Consider the following 19,476-nt stretch of genomic DNA (forward strand, 5'->3'; position numbering starts at 1 on the left):
CAAGTTTATATAGGCTATTTAAAGCCCAATAAATCATTTTATATGAAATTAGCAGCATAGCTGCAGTAAATAACGAATTATGTGGTAGACAAGGTAAAGGAAGAATAGAAAAGAGGATGTATCAATTTTGACACACCCTCTTCTGCGTGTCTGTGAGGCTTTCATTCAATTAAAGGGGGAACTTTAGTACGAAGGCTGTACATTGATTTAATATTATATACCATTCGTCGATTTATCATGCTTTTATCGGCTAAGAACGCCATAGATATCCTTGTATTCGTAAAATCTATGGCAATGGCTTCATAGTACTAAACGCATACTTAGTCTACTAACTCTTATTGATAATGTATATTCCACCCGCTGCCAAGACACCCGCTATCATGTATTTGAAATGGAATGTTTCGCCGAGACACAGACAAGAGGTGATGGCGCCGACAATAGGGATGAGTGAGTTGTAGATAGCTACCTTACCAACAGGATTGCAGGTGAGCAGTTTGTTGTAGAGTGTGAAACCTAATGTACTGATAGTGATGAGCAAGAGTAGGTAGATTATACCTAATGGAGTGTTTTGTGGAAGGTCGCCGCCTAAAAGCAAACCAGGGATAATCAGCAATGCACCCCCTATCGCTAAGCTGTATCCAGTACCGACAAAGACATCTACACGCTTGCCTAATCCACGTGTGAGTAGTGATGCTGATGCACCACAAAGGGCGTTAAGAATAATCATTCCGTCACCCATCCAAGTGAACTGTCCACTCTCTGTTCCACCTAAGTTCAGCGACAAGATACCTGCAAACCCAACAACACATCCAATGACTTTCTTCACTGTCATGCGGTCGCTCTTGAAGAAGATACATGCGAAGATGACAACGGAAAAGACACTTAACGAATTGAGAATGGCTGCTCTTGAGCCTTCACTATGCGAAAGACCGAAGTAGAAGAAGGCATAATGTAAGGTGGTATTCATCATGCAAAATAGAAGGATATACCACCAGTCCGTAGGTTTTCTCACTTTGAAATTACGCTTCTTTACGCTTGCAATCGACATTATAATCAGTCCAGAAAGACAGAAACGAATACCTGCAAAGAGCATTTTCGAGCCTGTCATATCTGCCGTGATGGCAAACTCTGAGTAGCCTAATTTAATCAAGGGATAAGCCCAGCCCCATGCAATCGCAGCTGTGAGCGCAAAGACGGCCACCCATAGTGGACGTTGAAATATACTTTTTGTTTGTGTCATTTGCTGTTTTTGAAATCTTAGAATGATGTTAATTCGTTGAATTTCAGCCGTAATTACGGATGCTCTCTTCCTTTTCTTTACTAATAATAACGCTCCTCTTTTGAATTCTTTTCATGACAATAAATATTTATTTACGTGAGAAAAAATATTTATTGTCATGAAAATAAATTCTTCTTCTCACTTAAATAATTCACAAGAGACGTTATCTACGGCTGGCATTCATCGTGCAAAGGTACGTTGTTTACTTGATATATGTGGTCAATCGAGCGTTTTTTTATTCCTTCTTAATTAGGATATTTGTTCTTAAATGTTTATCTTTGCGAATAAATTACGCTTTATTTAAGAAAGATGAAGAAGTTACTATTATCCTTATTGCTGGCTTTGTTCATTGCAAATGTCCAAGCGCAGTCTATGACAGACACCTTACGTCATGAAGTATTGTTGGAGACCGACAGTGGAAACATCCGTATCCAACTTTTTAATGAAACGCCACGTCATCGCGACAACTTCTTGAAGTTGGTGCGTAGTGGAGCTTATAACGGTGTGTTATTCCACCGTGTTGTGAAAGACTTTATGATACAGACGGGCGACTTAGGGTCTAAGAGCGCCAAGCCAGGACAGGCTTTAGGTGACACACCAGAGACTTACTCGCTCCCAGCAGAGATTGTTTATCCTAAGTTGTTACATCGTCGTGGGGCCGTCGCAGCGGCACGTGAGGGCGATGATGTCAATCCTAAACGTGAGTCATCTGCCTCACAGTTCTATATTGTATGGGGTATAAAGTTCTCTGACGGACAGCTTGACTGGGCACAGAAACGCCTTAACGAACATACAGACAGTACGGTGCAGATGACACCAGAGGTACGAAAGATGTATAAAGAAGTGGGTGGATCACCTCATTTAGACGGACAGTACACAGTCTTCGGACAGGTGTTAGACGGATTGGATGTCGTAGACCGTATCCAGCGTCAGCCTGTTGATGCCAACGACCGACCATTGGCTGATGTCCGTATCCGTAAAGCAACCGTACTGAAGTAAGGTTGTCTTTATTATAGCTAATTGTAAATATAATGTAAAGTTACTAATAAATTTATGTCAATCAACAGAAAAGCAGCAGCCTGTCTGTTAGCCCTTATGCTCGGAAGTGGAGTAGGTGTGGCAAGTAACAGGTTTGTCTATCGTGCCGTAAAAGATACTATCACGCAGCACAAAGACACTACTAAACAGGATGTTATGAAAGGGAAAGCAACAGAGAAAGAGAAGGAGAAACCTTCTGCCTACGACCAACTTGTAAAGAAAAAAGGAAGTGTTCAGCAGGGACTCTTCACCGTCAGACATATTGATGACCAATGGTACTTTGAGGTTCCAGACTCTGTTATCGGTAGATACTTGCTTGCTGTGACTCGTTTCACAGCTGTTCCACAGAACTTTGGAAAGTTTGCTGGAGAGGCAGTAAACCAACAGACGGTTTATTTTGAGCAACGTGACGACAAGACATTGTTGCTTCGTGCATACGTACTTACGCAAGAAGCTGATCCGAAAAGCAGTATTTCGCGTACGTTGAAGGCATCTACTGCCGACCCGATCGTCGCTTCGTTCAAGGTGATTGGACGTAACAAGGATACAAAGGCACAGTTGATTGATGTCACACCATTGTTTATTAAAGACAATGCAGTGCTGAGTGTGTCGTCAGACAACTCTAAGCAGCTGAAGTTAGGAGGGTTAATGGCCGACCGAACGTTCATTGACACGATGAAAGTCTATCCTATTAATGTGGAGATAGCTACGACCCGCACTTATTCAAGCTCGCCTTCTACTGTACCCGCTTCTTATACGGGTGCGATGACAATCGGACTTAACACCAGTGTTGTCCTGCTTCCAAAAGTACCTATGCGCAAGCGTGTATGGGACAATCGGGTGGGTTACTTCACAAATAGATACACCATCTTCAGTGACGACCAGACAAAGACAGACCGCGAGCAGTTTATCTCTCGATTCCGTTTGGAGCCTAAAGATAAGAAGGCATACGCAAAGGGTAGACTCTCAGAACCCGTTAAGCCCATCGTATTCTACATCGATCCAGCAACACCAAAGAAGTGGGTTCCATACTTGATGAAGGGTATTGAGGATTGGAATGTTGCTTTTGAGGCTGCTGGTTTTAAGCATGCTATACAGGCAAGGGAGTGGCCTGACGACCCAACGATGAGTGTTGACGATGCTCGCTTCAATGTTCTCCGTTATCTTCCGGCTGAGATTGAGAACGCATACGGCCCTCGTATCGTTGATCCACGCAGTGGTGAGATTATCGAAAGTCATATTTGTTGGTACCATAACGTGATGAACCTCTTGACAAAGTGGTATTTTACGCAGTGCGCTCCATTGGATAAACGAGCACAGACAGCGCACATGGACGACAAACTGATGGGTGAACTAATTCGCTTTGTATCAAGTCATGAGGTTGGACACACGCTCGGATTGCGTCATAACATGGGTGCAAGCCATGCTACCCCAGTAGAGAAACTACGTGATAAGAAATGGGTTGAGGAACACGGGCACACTGCCAGCATCATGGACTACGCTCGTTTCAATTACGTTGCACAGCCAGAAGATGGCGTCTCAGAGCGTGGCTTGTTCCCACGTGTGAATGATTACGATAAGTGGGCAATCCGTTGGGGCTATCAGTATCGGCCAGAGTTCAAAGATGAGATGGACGAGAAGGAGAAGTTAATGACTGAGACTACTGCTATCCTTGCGAAGAATCCACGCCTTTGGTTTGGTGGTGAGGGTAAGAATGAAGACCCACGTGCACAGACAGAGGACCTTGGTGATGACAATGTGAAGGCGAGTGACTATGGTATTAAGAACTTAAAACGTATCATAGCAAAGCTCCCTGAATGGACACGTCAGCCTAACGACCAATACGAAGACCGCATGGAAATGTGGAGAAGTGTTGTTGGACAGTATGGACGTTACACCAATCACGTACTGAAGAACATAGGTGGTCGCTATATCAACAATATGCCTGGGAAGAAACCTTACGAGGTTGCACCAGCCAAGAAGGGCCGTGATGCTGTCGATTATATCGGCCGGCAGGTGTTTGAAGCACCGCTTTGGCTCTATCCTTCAGCAATGACAGACATCGCAGGGACCGACCTTGTCGACGAAATCAGTACTTATCAAGACCGCATACTAAAGGTGATGATGAACGGAACTATCATGGATAAGATCTATAAGGACCAGCGTGAGGCAGGTGCTTATCAGTTCAAAGACTATCTGAATGACCTGTTCCATGTCGTTTGGAAGCCACTAAATGGTCTTAATGATATGCAGGTACGTACACGCCGATTGCTTGAGCGCAACTATGTAGACCAGTTGAATACACTCTTGAACCCTGTTCCTAAAGATAAGGCAAGTGTTGCTGACCGTGCAAGCAACTCTGATATAATGCTCTACCTTATGCAGCAATTGGATACTGTTGAGCAGTTCTGTAAGGCGCAAGCAGCACAGAGTGAAGGCATCAACCTCCTTCATTACAACGATTTATTGCGTCAGATTAAGTTGATTCGTGAGCGTCGTGTGACCGTAAAGTAATCGTTTTAGTGCCTTTCATGCCATAGACAAGAAGTGTATTCATGGTTTATGGTTATAATATACGTCCATAGTAGAATGATAAACGCTACTATGGACGTTTGCTTTTTACTATAAGTTCTACTGATTACCGCCCAACGCCTTATGGCGTGTTTACCATCTACTCTCATCAAAATAATGAATGTTTGGAGAGGTTACGACCATGAAATAGTATATAAAACAAGGTGAAAACGTAGTCTGTGTGACTCAATCAAATTAAGTGTTCCTACTCATTAAGTGGAGAATACCTAATTTAGAGTATTGCTGAATAACAGTATTTTCCATATCTTTGCACAGTGATTAACAATTAAAGGTATTAATTTCAGGATTTTTAAATGAAGGTAATAAAGCTCGTAGCTCTATTGTTATTGTTGGTGATAGGGCAAGGTGTCTGGGCTCAAGAGACGTCAAAAACAACAGAAAACCATATTGTCAGCATCTTTGTTAACGATAAGAACACGAAGGAAAGTGTAATTATGGCTAACTGTTCGCTCGACCCGTTGGGTTCTTTTAATGTGACTGATATAGACGGAAAAGCACTATTTCAAAAGGTTCCAACGGGAGTGTTCACGCTGAAAGTTAGTTATGTGGGTTATGAGACTTATACAAGTACGCTGAAGGTAGATAAGGACTTGACTGTTAACGTACAGCTTGTTCCTACCTCCTTAGCCTTAAAGGAGGTCGTCGTGACTGCAAAACAGAACGCATCTGGTGCTTCTACGTCTTCTATCATAGGCCGTCAAGCAATCGACCACTTACAGGCCTCGTCCTTAGCCGACGTCATGCAGCTTATTCCAGGTATGCAGATGGGGAATGTGGACATGACTCAGAAGGCAAATCTACAGCTCCGTACGCTACGTAATAATAACACAAGTGCCTTCGGCTCGAGCATTGTTGTGGATGGTGTTCCTATCTCTAACAATGGCCAAGTGACGCAGGGACAGTTCTCCTCCACGGCCTTTACAGGTACTGACCTACGTCAGATAGCTGCCGACAACATAGATAATGTAGAGGTGATACGCGGTATTCCTTCTGCTGAATACGGTGATCTGACAAGCGGTCTTGTAGTAGTTCACTCTAAGATGGGTGTCACACCGTGGCAGATAAAGGCTAAGGTAAATCCTGCAATGACGAATGCTTCGTTGACAAAAGGCTTCTCTTTGAACAAAGCAGGTATAATGAATGTAAACTTAGACTACGCTAAGGCGTGGGGTGACCCACGTCAGAAGACACGCAGTTATGACCGTTATACCTTCAACCTCGGTTATAGTTACGACCTCAATAAGCATTGGCACACAGAGACAAAACTCCGTTTCTTGTCTTCACAGGACTGGTCGGGCAATGACCCTGACGCCATTCAAGATGGTACAGAGACCAAGAATAAGACTGTAACAGTTGGTCTGACGCATAACGGACGACTCTCAGTTGATAAGCTCTTCATGCGTTCTCTCAATTATACCTTAGGTCTTAGCTATGGCGGAACAGACAATGTTCAAACGTCATTCGTACCAGTTAGCACTGGTCTACTTCCTATTTTAACTTCAAGAGAGACAGGTTATTTCAACGTACCATGGATGACTCAGTCGTATAAAGCTACTGGAAGAACAGAGAGCAGACCCGGTAATCTGTTTGCAAAGATTAATGACAGCTTCTATTTCAAAGCTGGTAAGACCCGCCAGAGTTTTAAGGTTGGTGTGGAATACCGCTACGATTGGAACAGTGGAAAGGGTTATTATAATGATAATGATTTATTACCATTACAGCCAAACAGCAATGGTCGTCCTCGTGCCTTTAGTGATGTGCCTGGCTTACATCAGCTTGCTACCTACGCAGAGGATAATTTCTTGTGGAATATCAATAAGGTTAACAGACTCCGAGCGAACTTTGGTCTTCGCTTCACAGCCATGCAGCCCTTCAGTGATGTGGCTACAACAGCACTCTCACCACGTCTGAATCTTTCGTTGAGCATTACTCCTTGGCTTGATATCCATGGTGGAATAGGTATGAACTCTAAGACTCCAGGACTTGCTTATCTGTATCCTGACACGAAGTATGACGACCGTGTGGCTGCTAACTATTTCCCTCAGAGTGACCCAACGGCGCAGTTGCTGGTCTATCACACGCAGGCTTACAAGGTAGACTACTCTAAGAACCTAAGGAATGCGACAACCACAAAGGTAGAGTTAGGCGTTGACTTCAAGTTTAAGGGGGGTCGTCGTCTGAGTATTCTTGCTTATCGTGACCGCACACCGAATGGTTTTGAATCCTTAGGTGAGTTCTTTGTCTATCCTTATAGTATCTTTACGCAGGCGCAGGGACTGAATATAACACCCGGACAAGCTACCACTATTGATTTTACCAACCCTTATCGTACCTTTAATGGCTATATGACAACGGGTGCTGTTGGTAATACAAACACCTCTATTAATAAGGGTTTAGAGTTCGACTTTGAGCTTGGCGAGATTCGTCCTTTGCATACATCACTCTTCTTTAGTGGCGCATATTCAGAGACAAAGACATATTCTACAGGGCGCAATACAGAAGCTGTAAAGGCAGCATTATTGCCAACTTCTTATTCAAGTTACAGTGTTACGCCATTTAGAGTAGTCTATCCTTCAGGACAAGACTACGAGAACTATCGTCGTTTCCTTAATACCTTGCGTGTCGTAACGAATATCCCAGCACTCAAGATGGTGGCTTCGTTCACAGCTCAGGCAATCTGGTATGATTGGCATACGTCCTTTAAAGCAAATAAGAACCCAATCGGCTACTTTGGAGCAGACCTCGTTGAGCATCCTATAACAGCCGACATGATGTCAGGATTCTTGGGTATGGATGGTCAGTATTATGCCTCTCGTCCAGCAGGAATAGACGTAGTTGCAATCAATGACCTTACTGTCCGTGTCAGCGACAATAAGCCTTCAAAGTCACCAATAGAATGGAACTTGCAAGGAAGACTTACTAAACAGCTAAGTAACTTTGGTGGTCTTTCCCTTTATGTAAACAATATGATTTATTATGAGCCATACCTAACAGGCAACAACTCACTCACGTTAAGCCAGCGTAACACGGGTAAGTTCAGTTTTGGTGTAGAGCTTTATGTTAATTTGTAACGATATGAAAGCAATAAAGTATTTATTTTCAATCCTCGCAATAGCCCTTGTTTGTAGTGCTTGTGTAGACTATTCGGATGCTTCAGAGGCTGTTACTGCTAAGGTTCAACTACAACTCCCAGACGTTCTTAAGGGGCACATGAGCTTAGAGGGACATACCGTTTCCCTCCAATTGAATGGTGTTACCTATTCAGCACAGACAGACGCTGCAGGCGTGGCAACCTTTTCTAATATTGTTCCTGATGTCTATAATATCTCGACTTCATGGGATATAACGTCGTCAGAGTATAATAGGATTACAGGAAGTAGTCAGGTTAATGATGGTGCAACAGTATCTGGTAGCCTCAATGCGCAGCTTATCAACGGTTCACAACCCCTGCTTCTCACAACGACACTCTCTGTGAAACGAGACATAGTCATCAGTAAGATATATGCTGCTGGGTCTAAGGATAAAAACAATAAACGATATGTTGCAGGTCAGTATATCGAACTTTATAATCAATCTAACGACTCTGTGGATGTAGCCGGACTATATATCGGACTGCTTGAGACCGATGTTCCACAGGCTTATACCCTCGATAACCTCAAGACAAACTATGCTGATTCGGTTGTATTGGTCAAGCAGGTGTTCCGTATTCCTACTGATAAGCATTATATGGTGGCTCCTGGAGGAACCGTACTCTTGGTGAATAGTGCTGTAGACCATAGTCTTAACAGTCCGATGGAACATAGTCTCTTGAAAGCAGACTTTGAGGCAAAGGACGTGAAAGGGAAGATGTTAAACAACCCAGAGGTACCTGCTTTGCAGAATGTCTTTAATATTTATTCGGGCATTTCATACATGAATATCCTCACAACAGGCCAAGGGGTGGTGATATTCCGCACTTCTGCAGACATCAGTCAACTGAAACTTACCTACAAGTTTGGCAAGACAAGCGGTACACAGTATGGTCTTCTACCTAAGCGATATATCATTGATGGCGTTGATTTCATTCGTCATAAGGCAACAGGGACGGACGTTGGCGAGAAGCGTCTTTATGGTGATATTGATGCGGGTTATATAAGTATTAATGCCACAGCAGGTCTGTCGGGTGAGGTCGTCTACCGTAAGGTGACTTCTACAACAGCTGCAGGACAAAGCATACTCATGGATACAAACAATAGTTCTAATGATTTTCAAGTGTCAACAACGATAGCACCAAGGACTTTCTAAGGTAGTTTGAATCGTGTCTGAAGGGGTTGAAATGTCGTAAGTTCTTTGCGTATTCAATTCTTTCAGAGACTTTTATCGGTTTTACAAACTATTTTTGTTGCACACACATACATATTAATTATCATCGCTTATGAATACTTCATATTCCTTCTCCACCTTTTCTGCCTTTGTACAATCCTCTCTTCGGAGAGGCTGGGGAAGGCTTTTCTTATTGATGTTTACGCTCCCAACGATGGCACAGATGCCTTCTGACTCTCTTGTGGGCGAGCCTGAATATCGCTATAAGAACCTTACACAACTCTGGCATAACACAAGTAATGCCGCTGGACTCTCTCTTGACGATTCGCCTAATCGTGGCTTTGCCTCCATAGGGTTCAACCATCGTGGTGGCGACTACCATCGTGTGCAGGAGGGGGGAGCAATGAATAACATGCAGTTCTTTACCGAACGCTATCAACGATTGGGTCGATATCTATACAGCTATGGTAAGGTAGACTTCAACCTCGGTCGTACCAAGGATCGTTCCTTTGCCGACCAGTATCGCCCTTACAACTCTAATCCCTATCAGTCGGGTAGTGCCATTGCAGGTAGTTACGACCATCAAGACTTTGATATGGTAGCTTCTGTAGGTACGACAGACTTCTCTGGGTGGCGTTTCGGCCTTCAATTAAACTATCAGTTGGGCGATCTCTCCCGCCTTCGTGACCCTCGTTCACGTTCGCAGTTGCTTGACTACCGTCTGACTCCGTCTGTTTCTTACACGATGGGTGGTCATACGCTGGGCTTATCGGGCTATTATGATCGTCGTAAAGAGAAGATGGGACCATTAGTAACAGTGCAGAGTGATGCCACACTTACCTATTATCTCTTCTCTGGAATGGAGTATGCAACGGGGACAATAGGCGGTTATTCGAGCTTTAATAGGGAGTGGGTGAACCACCAAGTGGGTGTAGCTATGGATTACGGATACCGGTCTGATGCCTTCCATACGCTGAATAGCTTTGGTATTAGTCGTGGAGAGGAGTATGCATACGGTACGTATAAATACGAACCGGGTCGATACTTCACCTATTTATATAATGTACAGTCGCAAAACAGATTGCTCACTGGGAGCGTGTTACACCAAGTTGACGTCCGTATGGATTGGCAACAAGGCTATGCAGATGAGTATCGTCAACAGTTGATTATCACGGATGACCCACAGATAGGGACAACGTCTTACACATACGAGAAGCAGTTGGAGTTTCGTAAACGCTATCAGGTGCGTACGTTCGATTGCGCTTTCCGCTATCGTGCTAACTTCCTCAACGATGCTCCCTCACGTCTTCTTCAGCAGGCAACGGCCTCCCTCAAAGGTTATACTGGCTTATCAATAGATACGCACAAGGCAAGCAATCGACATCTTCTACCGTTGTCATCATCTGATTATAGCCGTATTAATTTTCAGTTGGAGAATGGTATCTCATTGTTCAAACAGCATCTTACGGCAGATCTGACACTTGGGTATAGTGTTTCTACACGTGCCGACCTGCAATTAGCAGATGACTCTTCTGTCTTGGCACAGCGTGTCTTGCTGAAAGACCTACCTTATTATGAAGCCAACCTACTTCATGGACGCTTGCAGGTGATGTATCAGTTCCCTCTAACTATTAAGAAGTCACGTGCTATGTGGTTTGTGAAAGCGTTCGGTGACTTTACTTCTGCTAACTCCGCTGGGCATCCTAATCTATATAATGTAGGTTTTAGTGTGGGTTTGTTTAATTGATATTATGGCTTTGGTGAGTATAATGTCTTATTCAAAGGATAGATTATAAAATCTCTATGATGGAGTAGGCTCTCCCTTCTATTAGTATCTTCTCTGGTGTAACATGGTAATTACACCACTTTCTATGGGCGAGAGGATGGGGAGGGGCCACCTTTCCATGCTATCGAAATCGTTTTTACTCCATACAGTGAAAGGAACTGTAAGGGCGTAAAAAATCATTACATAATATAGTACTAAGTACCTTCAAAATAGGAGTGTAATATAGTCTGTAATCAAGTTTGTAACCATCAAGATATCAATGTGTTATGTTTAGCATTGAAAAAGACGCCTTTCTTGCCCCAAGAAGGGCGTCTTCTATATCCAAGAAGGGCATGTTCTTGAAGATTGTTAGGCCTCTTCTTTCACCTTAAAGGGCGTGTACTACAGTCAAGAGGAGTGAAAAAAGTTGACATAAGGGTAAAGAAAAGCTCTCTTCTCTACCCCTCTGCTCGAGTGAAAGTAGGTGTCTAACGAGATAAAGTATGCTGTAGGTTTATGGGTTATAAACAATGGAAAATAGTTACTCTAACCATTAACACCCAACATTCAACACCCAACACCCATCAGTTATTAGCCTTTGCACGACGAAAAGAAATAAATAGGAACGCTTATTTCTTATGCTTGCAAGCAGGACAGATAGACTCGTCCTTGTTAAGTTTCTCGTAGTGTTCCTTACGCTTAGGGTTCATAGGAAACCAACCTTTGACCACACGCTTCTCTTGAGAAAAGAGTTCGCCAATGCCCCAAAGGAAGGAAGCTCCAAGCACACCGAGCAATGCTGACCAGAAAAGACTTTGTATAAAAAGAGCAGAAACACAGCAAGTAAGACCCGCTAAGAGCCAGATCCACCATGGTTTTGTACCAAAATAATACTCTGTCTTTATGACTAATGGATGACAAAGTCCGATGATAAGAAACGTGCACACGGCCAGTAGAATACCTTGAAAATTCAATTCCATTTCAGATAAGTTTAAGAATAGATTTAATTGTAAGCATGTGAGAAATGCTAATAAACATGACATTCTTAGCAAACTCCAAATTTTGTAGGTGCAAAAATACAAAAAAAACTCTATCTAAAAGAGGCTTTCTCAGAATTATTGAGTACATTTGCAGATATAAGTCATAAATGAGAAAATACTTAAATTATGAACAATAACCAAACACTCATCGCTCAATGCGAAGAGAAAGCACGGCAGTGGTTGGCTCCTGCTTTCGATGACAAGACTCGTTCAGCCGTTGAGGCTATGATTAACAACGAAGATAAGGCTGACCTCATAGAGTCATTCTATAAGGACTTAGAGTTCGGTACAGGTGGTCTTCGTGGTATTATGGGCGCTGGCTCTAATCGTATGAATATCTATACTGTGGGTATGGCAACTCAAGGCTTTGCTAATTACTTGAAGATTAACTTCAAGGATATGAAGCAGATTAGCGTCGTTGTTTGTCATGACTGCCGTAACAATTCTCGTCTCTTTGCTGAGACTGTTGCTAATATCTTCTCTGCTAATGGCATAAAGGTCTACCTCTTCGACGATCTTCGCCCTACTCCAGAGTGCTCTTTTGCTATTCGTCATTTGAAGGCACAGGCTGGTGTGAACATTACAGCAAGTCATAACCCACGTGAATATAATGGTTACAAGGCTTACTGGGAGGATGGTGCACAGGTACTTGCGCCCCATGACAAGGGAATCATTGATGAAGTGAACAAAGTTAAGGTCGAGGATGTTAAGTTCGAAGGCAATAAAGCACTGATAGAGATTATCGGCGAAGAGATTGATAAGATTTATCTTGATAAGGTAAAGACCATCAGTATTGACCCGCAGGTCATTAAGAATCAGCATGACCTTAAGATTGTCTATACTCCGCTGCATGGTGCTGGTCGCGTAATTATTCCACGTGCGTTGGCTTCATGGGGCTTTGACAATGTTCATTGTGTGAAGGAACAGATGGTGAAAGATGGTAACTTCCCAACTGTCGACCGTCCAAACCCAGAGATAGCAGAAGCTTTGACACTCGGTTTGCGTGATGCGAAGGCTCTCGATGCCGATATCTTGATGGCTTCTGACCCAGATGCTGACCGTGTAGGTATGGCTTGTAAGAATAGTGATGGCGAATGGGTACTGATTAATGGTAACCAGACTTGCTTGATCTTCTTGTGGTATATTATCACTAATCGCCAGGCTGTGGGCAAGATGAAGCCAACAGACTTTATCGTAAAGACCATTGTTACAACAGAGGTTATTCGTAAGATTGCAGAGAAACAGCACGTAGAGATGCGTGATTGCTACACTGGTTTCAAGTGGATTGCACGTGAGATTGCACTCTCTGAGGGTAAGCAGCAGTATATTGGCGGTGGTGAGGAAAGCTATGGTTTCCTTGCAGAAGACTTCGTAAGAGATAAGGATGCTGTAAGTGCTTGTGCTTTGTTGGCTGAGATTTGTGCGTATGCAAAGGATCATGGTAAGACTTTGTATGATATTCTTATGGATATTTATATGGAGTATGGTTACAGCCATGAGTTCACAATCAATGTGGAACGTCCTGGTAAGAGCGGTGCTGACGAGATTCAGCAGATGATGAAGAATTTCCGTTCTAATCCTCCTAAGGAGCTTGGTGGTAGTGTCATCAATGTTTACAAGGACTTCCAGAGCCTTGAGCTAACGAAAGCTGACGGTTCTAAGGAGAAGATGGATATGCCTGATACAAGCAATGTTCTTCAGTGGTTCTGCACTGATGGCACTAAGGTGAGCGTTCGTCCATCAGGTACTGAACCAAAGATTAAGTTCTATCTTGAGATAAAGGATACAATGAACTCTGCTTCTGATTTCCCTGCTTGCGAGCAGCGTGCTTGTGAAAAGATTGAGGCTATCAAGAAGAGTTTGGGTTTGTAATGGTCTATTTTTAGCCTTTGATAATATTTGCGAGGGCTTTATATTATAGTTAAAGCAGGAGTCTCTATAAAGTTTTATTTGTGGAAACTCCTGCTTTTTATTGTTTTATGCCTTCTTGTATATAAATCTTTGGATAGCTTTCTGTCTCTTTTAGTGTGCTACGCTATTTGATATTTTAGCCTTTCAAGTCATAGATTATTTAGTCTCTTGTAAATGGAAAAAAGTGATATAATGTCTATTATTCAAGATAATAATGTTTCTGAATATTATTCCTTGAAGCATTTAGGTATTGATGGTTATGCTTTTCCAGACCAAGAAGCACTTAAAATAGTGCAAATATGCAAACTTTTATTGATTCCAATCTTAGGTGGTGATGTATATAGTTTGACTGATTCTACAATAGAGGATTTAGATGATAGTTGGTATTATGATAGAACTCCAAATGAGTCATATTACAATTACGTGCAAAACAGTTGTAATAGATCTGAATCTTACATAAGGGCTTACAAAAGTCATTCTTGTGATAGACCTTTATTTTCCTTGGTCATTGAAGAACAATTAAAATAATCGAATACTTTTAGAAAAGGCAGTGCGGTTTTTTGTTGATTAGGTGGTTCAGGCACAGTTCCTGTTCCTCTTTGAATTGTTGGTGGTATAGGTAGTGATTACTATGGAGGAGAAGTTGGAAGGTAGCTCTCTGATACTATTTTTGATATTTCTGTACATATAAAACCTTGCATACCCTTTTTAAGACGAGTAAAGTTTTGTGTTGGTATTAGTAAGAATAAAAGCGAGTATTATATAATATCTATAAATCTGCGTTTGTTAGATATGAATTATTTTGTAGAACTCTTATATTCTCTATATTGTGTAGAAAGATGAAGTTATCGCATCCCGGTGTGGCCACTTTTTAATAGACGGCTTATTGAGTGTTTTCCCATAGTTTTAAATTTGCTGTCATATCTGTCATTCGTTTCATGAACTTAACTTGTTAGCTTACAGTATAGTTACATGAAATGTTAAAAATGACAGCAAATGAATTTTAAACTTTTCTTGTAATAATACGTAATTACGGCTGTCTCTTTTCATGAGTAGCGTGTTATCCTTTCTTATCTGAATTTATCAGTCAATAAGAATGACAAAAGAGCATAAAAAAAGGTGCTTAGTCAGCTGTTGACTAAACACCTTTTATTTTTTTTACTAAGTCTCTTTTGAACGTTTATTAAAGATTAATGAGAAATCATGTGAACATTTTATTTACATTCAAAAGTAAGCTTATTATGGACTGATAGCACAAGCGGGGGAGATATAACTCCCACTCTTAGCTGTTATTCTGTTGGTAGAATATCAAATTTCAGTTTATCATTATCTTTCTCTTTTGATATCTTGATGGTGTCACCAGCCTTGATTTCGCCAGAGAGAATGAGTTCACTTAATCCATCCTCGATGTGATTTTGGATAGCACGCTTCAATGGACGTGCACCAAATTGTACATCATATCCCTTCGTTGCCACATACTCCTTAGCTTCATCTGTTATCTCCATCTCGTAGCCTAATTCATGCACACGCTTGAACAAACCTTTGAGTTCAATGTTGATAATCTTCTTGATAGCCTCGAGGTCGAGCTGGTCGAAGGTGATAATCTCATCCAAACGGTTGAGAAACTCTGGTGCGAACTGTTTGCTAAGACTCTTTTGAATGATAGCACGAGCACGCTCCTTGTCACCTTCATTCTGTGATAAGCCATTCAGATTAGTTGCTTTGAAACCAACACCCTGCCCGAACTCCTTCAGTTGACGTGTACCAGCGTTGGATGTCATAATGATGACAGTATTGCGGAAATCTATCAATCGACCGTTACCATCAGTTAATCTACCTTCATCAAGTACCTGTAAAAGCATGTTGAACACGTTGCCATGTGCCTTCTCTATCTCATCAAGTAGGACGATAGAGTAGGGGTGATGACGCACTTTCTCGGTTAACTGTCCTCCTTCATCATATCCTACGTATCCTGGAGGAGCACCAACAAGGCGTGAGGTGTTGAAACTCTCCGTATATTCACTCATGTCAATACGTATCAGGGCATCGGCTGATCCAAACATCATCTCAGCAAGGCGTTTGGCAAGATAAGTCTTACCTACACCCGTTGGACCTAAGAACATAAACGCACCGATAGGGTGATTAGGATCCTTTAAACCGACACGATTACGCTGAATAGCCTTAACCATCTTGTCGATAGCAGCATCTTGAGCAATGACAACCTGCTTGAGATCGTTATTCATGTTCTTTAATCGGATGCCTTCGGCCTCTTGCATGCGCTGAACAGGGACACCTGTTATCATAGAGACAACATCAGCAATGGCATCTTCTCCAATCTCAATCTTATCTTCGGTGTCGCCATTTTGCCATCTTTCCTGCTCATTTTTCAATTTTTGTTCAAGTTCCGTTTGTTTATCACGGAAGCTTGCAGCAAGTTCGAAGTTCTGATTCTTTACAGCAGCCTGCTTCTTCTCCTGTGCTATTTCAATCTCTTTCTGAATGTCGAGGATAGACTGTGGTACCTTAACATGCTGTAAATGAACACGTGAACCAACCTCGTCGATAATATCTATCGCCTTGTCTGGGAATGAGCGATCGGTGATATATCTCTCAGCATACTTAACACAAGCTTTTAAAGCGTCCTCTGTGTAGCGCACATGATGGTGGCCTTCATAACGATCCTTAATATTCTCAAGAATCTGAAGCGTCTCTTCTGCTGTTGTTGGTTCGACCAAAACTTTTTGGAAACGACGCTCTAAGGCTCCATCTTTCTCAATTGACTTACGGTATTCATCAAGTGTCGTAGCACCGATACACTGTATTGTACCTCTTGCCAAGGCTGGCTTCAAGATATTAGCAGCGTCCATAGAGCCTGGAGAAGAGCCTGCCCCGATAAGCGTGTGAATCTCATCAATGAAGATGATGATGTCTGGGTTCTGCTCAATTTCCTTTATCAACGCACGGATGCGTTCCTCAAACTGACCACGATACTTGGTACCTGCAACTACAGCTGTTAGGTCGAGTGTGATGACTCGTTTATCGAAAAGGATAGGAGAGGTGAGATGCTTTACAATAAGTTGTGCTAAGCCTTCTACAATAGCACTCTTTCCAACACCTGGTTCACCGATAAGGATTGGGTTATTCTTCTTCCTTCTACCAAGAATCTCACTAACGCGCATAATCTCTTTCTCTCTTCCTACAACAGGATCGAGCTTCCCCTCTGCTGCAGCCTGAGTGAGGTCGGTACCGAAACTATCGAGTACTGGCGTCTTAGACTTTGTTCGTGAGCTTTGTGTTGTCTTTGTGTTACCACCATTATTAGATGACGACGACATCATGTCATCATCCATTTCTTCCTCATCAGCCATCCCTATACCGTCTTTTGGCTGGTTTGCACGTTGTTGTAACATTGATATTGCGTTGTTATAATTGAATCCACTGTCTTCCAAAACTACCTTTGCACCATTGTTAGATGAGTCATGTAGGATGGCAAGGAATAGATGTAGAATATCTACAGTCTCAGCATGTTGCATACGAGCTTCGAGTACAGCTAACTTTAAAATGTTATTAGCTTGCTCGTCCAAAATAATGTCTGGTATTGAAACCGTAGTATCAATGGATTTCTCTTGAACCTTCTTTTCTATCTCTCTCTTTATATTGTCTATATCAACCTTCCATTTACTGAATAGTTCCCAAACTGGTCCTGACTTTTCTCGTAGGATAGCAAGCATGATATGTTCGGGAGTTACCGACTTACTCGTCAGTCTCTCTGCTTCCTCTCTACTGAATGAAAGAACCTCAGAAACCTTTGGTGAAAATTGATTCATCATATCCTAACCTTTCTTTTTTTACTTGTTTCTGTGGACAATATGTCCTCTTTTAGTTGGTCATTACAAACAAATGTTATGCCAAAAACATAAGAATCGAACGTACATCTATATTGTAAGTTCGATTCTATATGTATATTTTATGTTATAGTGCTTCGTCGTCTGGCTTCTGAAGTCTTATCTTCACAGGTCGTCTCAGGTTCTTTTTCTTACGAAGCCACCTCTCTTTGCGCTGCTCATATTCCTCACGATGTCGTTCTAAATAGTTATCTGCCATTGAACTTACCGTATATTATCGAAATCTGAATATTCTTGCCTGTAGATGTGTTACCCAAGAGCTTTGTACTTGATAGGCCCATATCATTAGAGACCTTGGTAATAACAGTTTTCTTACTGCTACCAGTTCCTTGTGTAACAGACTGTAATTCAACGGGTACTACAACCACCTTTCCCCATGCAGGCATAGTTCTGTTGCGTGAGAAGAGGTTGACAATACCAGATATATTATTGAACTCGTATGCGTTTGTCTTACTATTGTAAGTAGCCATGAATGAGGTCTTATTATCTGGTAAACGGTTATTTGCAAAGAACGATTGCAGACTGTCTGCAGGTACCATCACGACATTGTGTGGTATTCCGAATTGATAGTCAGAAATTGAACTGTTGTTTATTCGGTGAAGGACAACCTTTGCCGTATTGATAGAATCACTCGTATGTCCTGCCATAATGTCAGACATTGGCAACGTCAACTTTGTAAATAAGCCTGCAGGAGTCTTGAGATAAGTATGACCTGACTCGTTGGCTAATTGTTGCAACTTGGTGTTATCATTAGAGAAATTAGTCAATTGAAGTACCTCCTCAGTACTTACAAAGTTAGTAGATATCTCTGATACCTTACCATTCTGCTTATTTTTGAAATAGATGTTCAGCTGTGCAAGCTGGATGTGAGCCATTGAACCAGAGCCACCATCTACCTTAAAGTAGAATCCTGGACAAATCTCATGTAAGAAGCGATAAGGGTTACGGAATGCAGATGGGTCTTGCTGATACTTGCGTAGCAGGTAAGTTCCATAGTTATTGTACGTTACTCCATTCTTATCCTTATACTGTTTATTCAGACGGACAATGATGTTTCGGTTATAGTTTCTTCTATTTCTTATGCTATCAGCTTCCGTATAATCTGTTAGAGTAAAGGAACGTTTCTCTGCTATACCACCTTGTGCAGCTGGTCGGATATAACCCTGTGCCTCTGGATCAAAGTCAGAGTAATAGCTCTCTCCCTCCTTAACAGGCTTTGAAAGCTCGTATGCTGTCATTTTCATCTGGCTAAGAGAGTCGCCATAGTAGGTGCTATAATACAATCTTATATCGCAAGAGTCAGCAATAATCTCATTGTTAGCATCACGACTCATGATAGAGTCTTTCGCTGGTAACTCATAATTACTCAGTACATGAAACTGTGACATAAGGTTACCCGTAACAGTTGTCATTGTCTCAGGGTCAACCATTCTACCCAGATATCCAGTTGATGAACGAGCAATAACTCGTCCTGCAACCATTGTTTCAGAGGCTACGCTGAACGTATCTGCTGTTATAGAGAGCTTGTCGCCATTGTCAATTAGTGAGTCGCCGATGGTATTTGTGGTATCATCGCATGATATCATGCCGATACAAGCTGCAAGCATACAAGCTGCAATAATCTTCCTTCTCATTTAGAATATC

General features: G+C 42.1%; 12 protein-coding genes. 7 read left to right on the plus strand and 5 right to left on the minus strand.

Annotation, left to right across the window (positions count from 1 at the left end):
- Positions 1-328: 328 nt before the first annotated feature.
- Entirely contained in the window at positions 329-1,240 is a 912-nt protein-coding gene (locus tag CHB62_RS10450; RefSeq protein ID WP_089366799.1) for a DMT family transporter, read from the minus strand.
- A gap of 348 nt (positions 1,241-1,588) precedes the next feature.
- Between CHB62_RS10450 and CHB62_RS10455 the strand changes: the two genes are divergently transcribed.
- The 5 genes from CHB62_RS10455 (at position 1,589) to CHB62_RS10475 (ending at position 10,958) form a co-directional block, all read left to right on the plus strand.
- Positions 1,589-2,278 (plus strand): peptidylprolyl isomerase, encoded by a 690-nt coding sequence (locus tag CHB62_RS10455; RefSeq protein ID WP_089366800.1) that lies wholly within the window; start codon positions 1,589-1,591, stop codon positions 2,276-2,278.
- Between the two features lie 54 nt (positions 2,279-2,332).
- Positions 2,333-4,831, plus strand: a complete 2,499-nt coding sequence (locus CHB62_RS10460; RefSeq protein ID WP_089366801.1) for a zinc-dependent metalloprotease — start codon at positions 2,333-2,335, stop codon at positions 4,829-4,831.
- A gap of 371 nt (positions 4,832-5,202) precedes the next feature.
- A complete protein-coding gene (locus CHB62_RS10465) occupies positions 5,203-7,980 on the plus strand; it encodes a TonB-dependent receptor (protein ID WP_089366802.1) in 2,778 nt (925 codons plus the stop codon).
- Between the two features lie 4 nt (positions 7,981-7,984).
- Positions 7,985-9,193 carry a DUF4876 domain-containing protein gene (locus CHB62_RS10470; RefSeq protein ID WP_089366828.1) on the plus strand — a complete coding sequence of 403 codons (1,209 nt, stop codon included), beginning with the start codon at positions 7,985-7,987 and terminating at the stop codon, positions 9,191-9,193.
- A gap of 130 nt (positions 9,194-9,323) precedes the next feature.
- Positions 9,324-10,958: a DUF6850 family outer membrane beta-barrel protein gene (locus CHB62_RS10475; RefSeq protein WP_089366803.1), complete on the plus strand. Its 1,635-nt coding sequence runs from the start codon at positions 9,324-9,326 to the stop codon at positions 10,956-10,958.
- 647 nt (positions 10,959-11,605) lie between these two features.
- On the opposite strand, the gene CHB62_RS10480 is transcribed toward CHB62_RS10475, so the two are convergent.
- Positions 11,606-11,956, minus strand: coding sequence for a DUF4491 family protein (locus CHB62_RS10480; protein WP_089366804.1), 351 nt, complete (start codon positions 11,954-11,956; stop codon positions 11,606-11,608).
- A gap of 186 nt (positions 11,957-12,142) precedes the next feature.
- On the opposite strand from CHB62_RS10480, the gene CHB62_RS10485 reads away from it, so the two are divergent.
- Positions 12,143-13,888 carry a phospho-sugar mutase gene (locus tag CHB62_RS10485; protein WP_089366805.1) on the plus strand — a complete coding sequence of 582 codons (1,746 nt, stop codon included), beginning with the start codon at positions 12,143-12,145 and terminating at the stop codon, positions 13,886-13,888.
- Between the two features lie 213 nt (positions 13,889-14,101).
- Positions 14,102-14,455 carry an Imm40 family immunity protein gene (gene imm40 / locus CHB62_RS10490; protein ID WP_240616306.1) on the plus strand — a complete coding sequence of 118 codons (354 nt, stop codon included), beginning with the start codon at positions 14,102-14,104 and terminating at the stop codon, positions 14,453-14,455.
- Positions 14,456-15,216: 761 nt separating this feature from the next.
- On the opposite strand, the gene CHB62_RS10495 is transcribed toward imm40, so the two are convergent.
- The 3 genes from CHB62_RS10495 to CHB62_RS10505 all read right to left on the minus strand — a co-directional run bounded on the left by CHB62_RS10495 (position 15,217) and on the right by CHB62_RS10505 (position 19,466).
- Positions 15,217-17,757 (minus strand): ATP-dependent Clp protease ATP-binding subunit, encoded by a 2,541-nt coding sequence (locus tag CHB62_RS10495; RefSeq protein WP_089366807.1) that lies wholly within the window; start codon positions 17,755-17,757, stop codon positions 15,217-15,219.
- Between the two features lie 142 nt (positions 17,758-17,899).
- Complete coding sequence (locus CHB62_RS10500; RefSeq protein WP_089366808.1) at positions 17,900-18,031, minus strand: dehydrogenase; 132 nt, start codon at positions 18,029-18,031, stop codon at positions 17,900-17,902.
- On the minus strand, positions 18,021-19,466 hold the full coding sequence (locus tag CHB62_RS10505) for a DUF4270 domain-containing protein (protein ID WP_089366809.1): 1,446 nt from the start codon (positions 19,464-19,466) through the stop codon (positions 18,021-18,023). The genes CHB62_RS10500 and CHB62_RS10505 overlap by 11 nt, the downstream gene beginning before the upstream one ends.
- Positions 19,467-19,476: the final 10 nt, after the last annotated feature.

This window comes from Prevotella jejuni (assembly GCF_900187995.1).
Lineage (GTDB): Bacteria > Bacteroidota > Bacteroidia > Bacteroidales > Bacteroidaceae > Prevotella > Prevotella jejuni.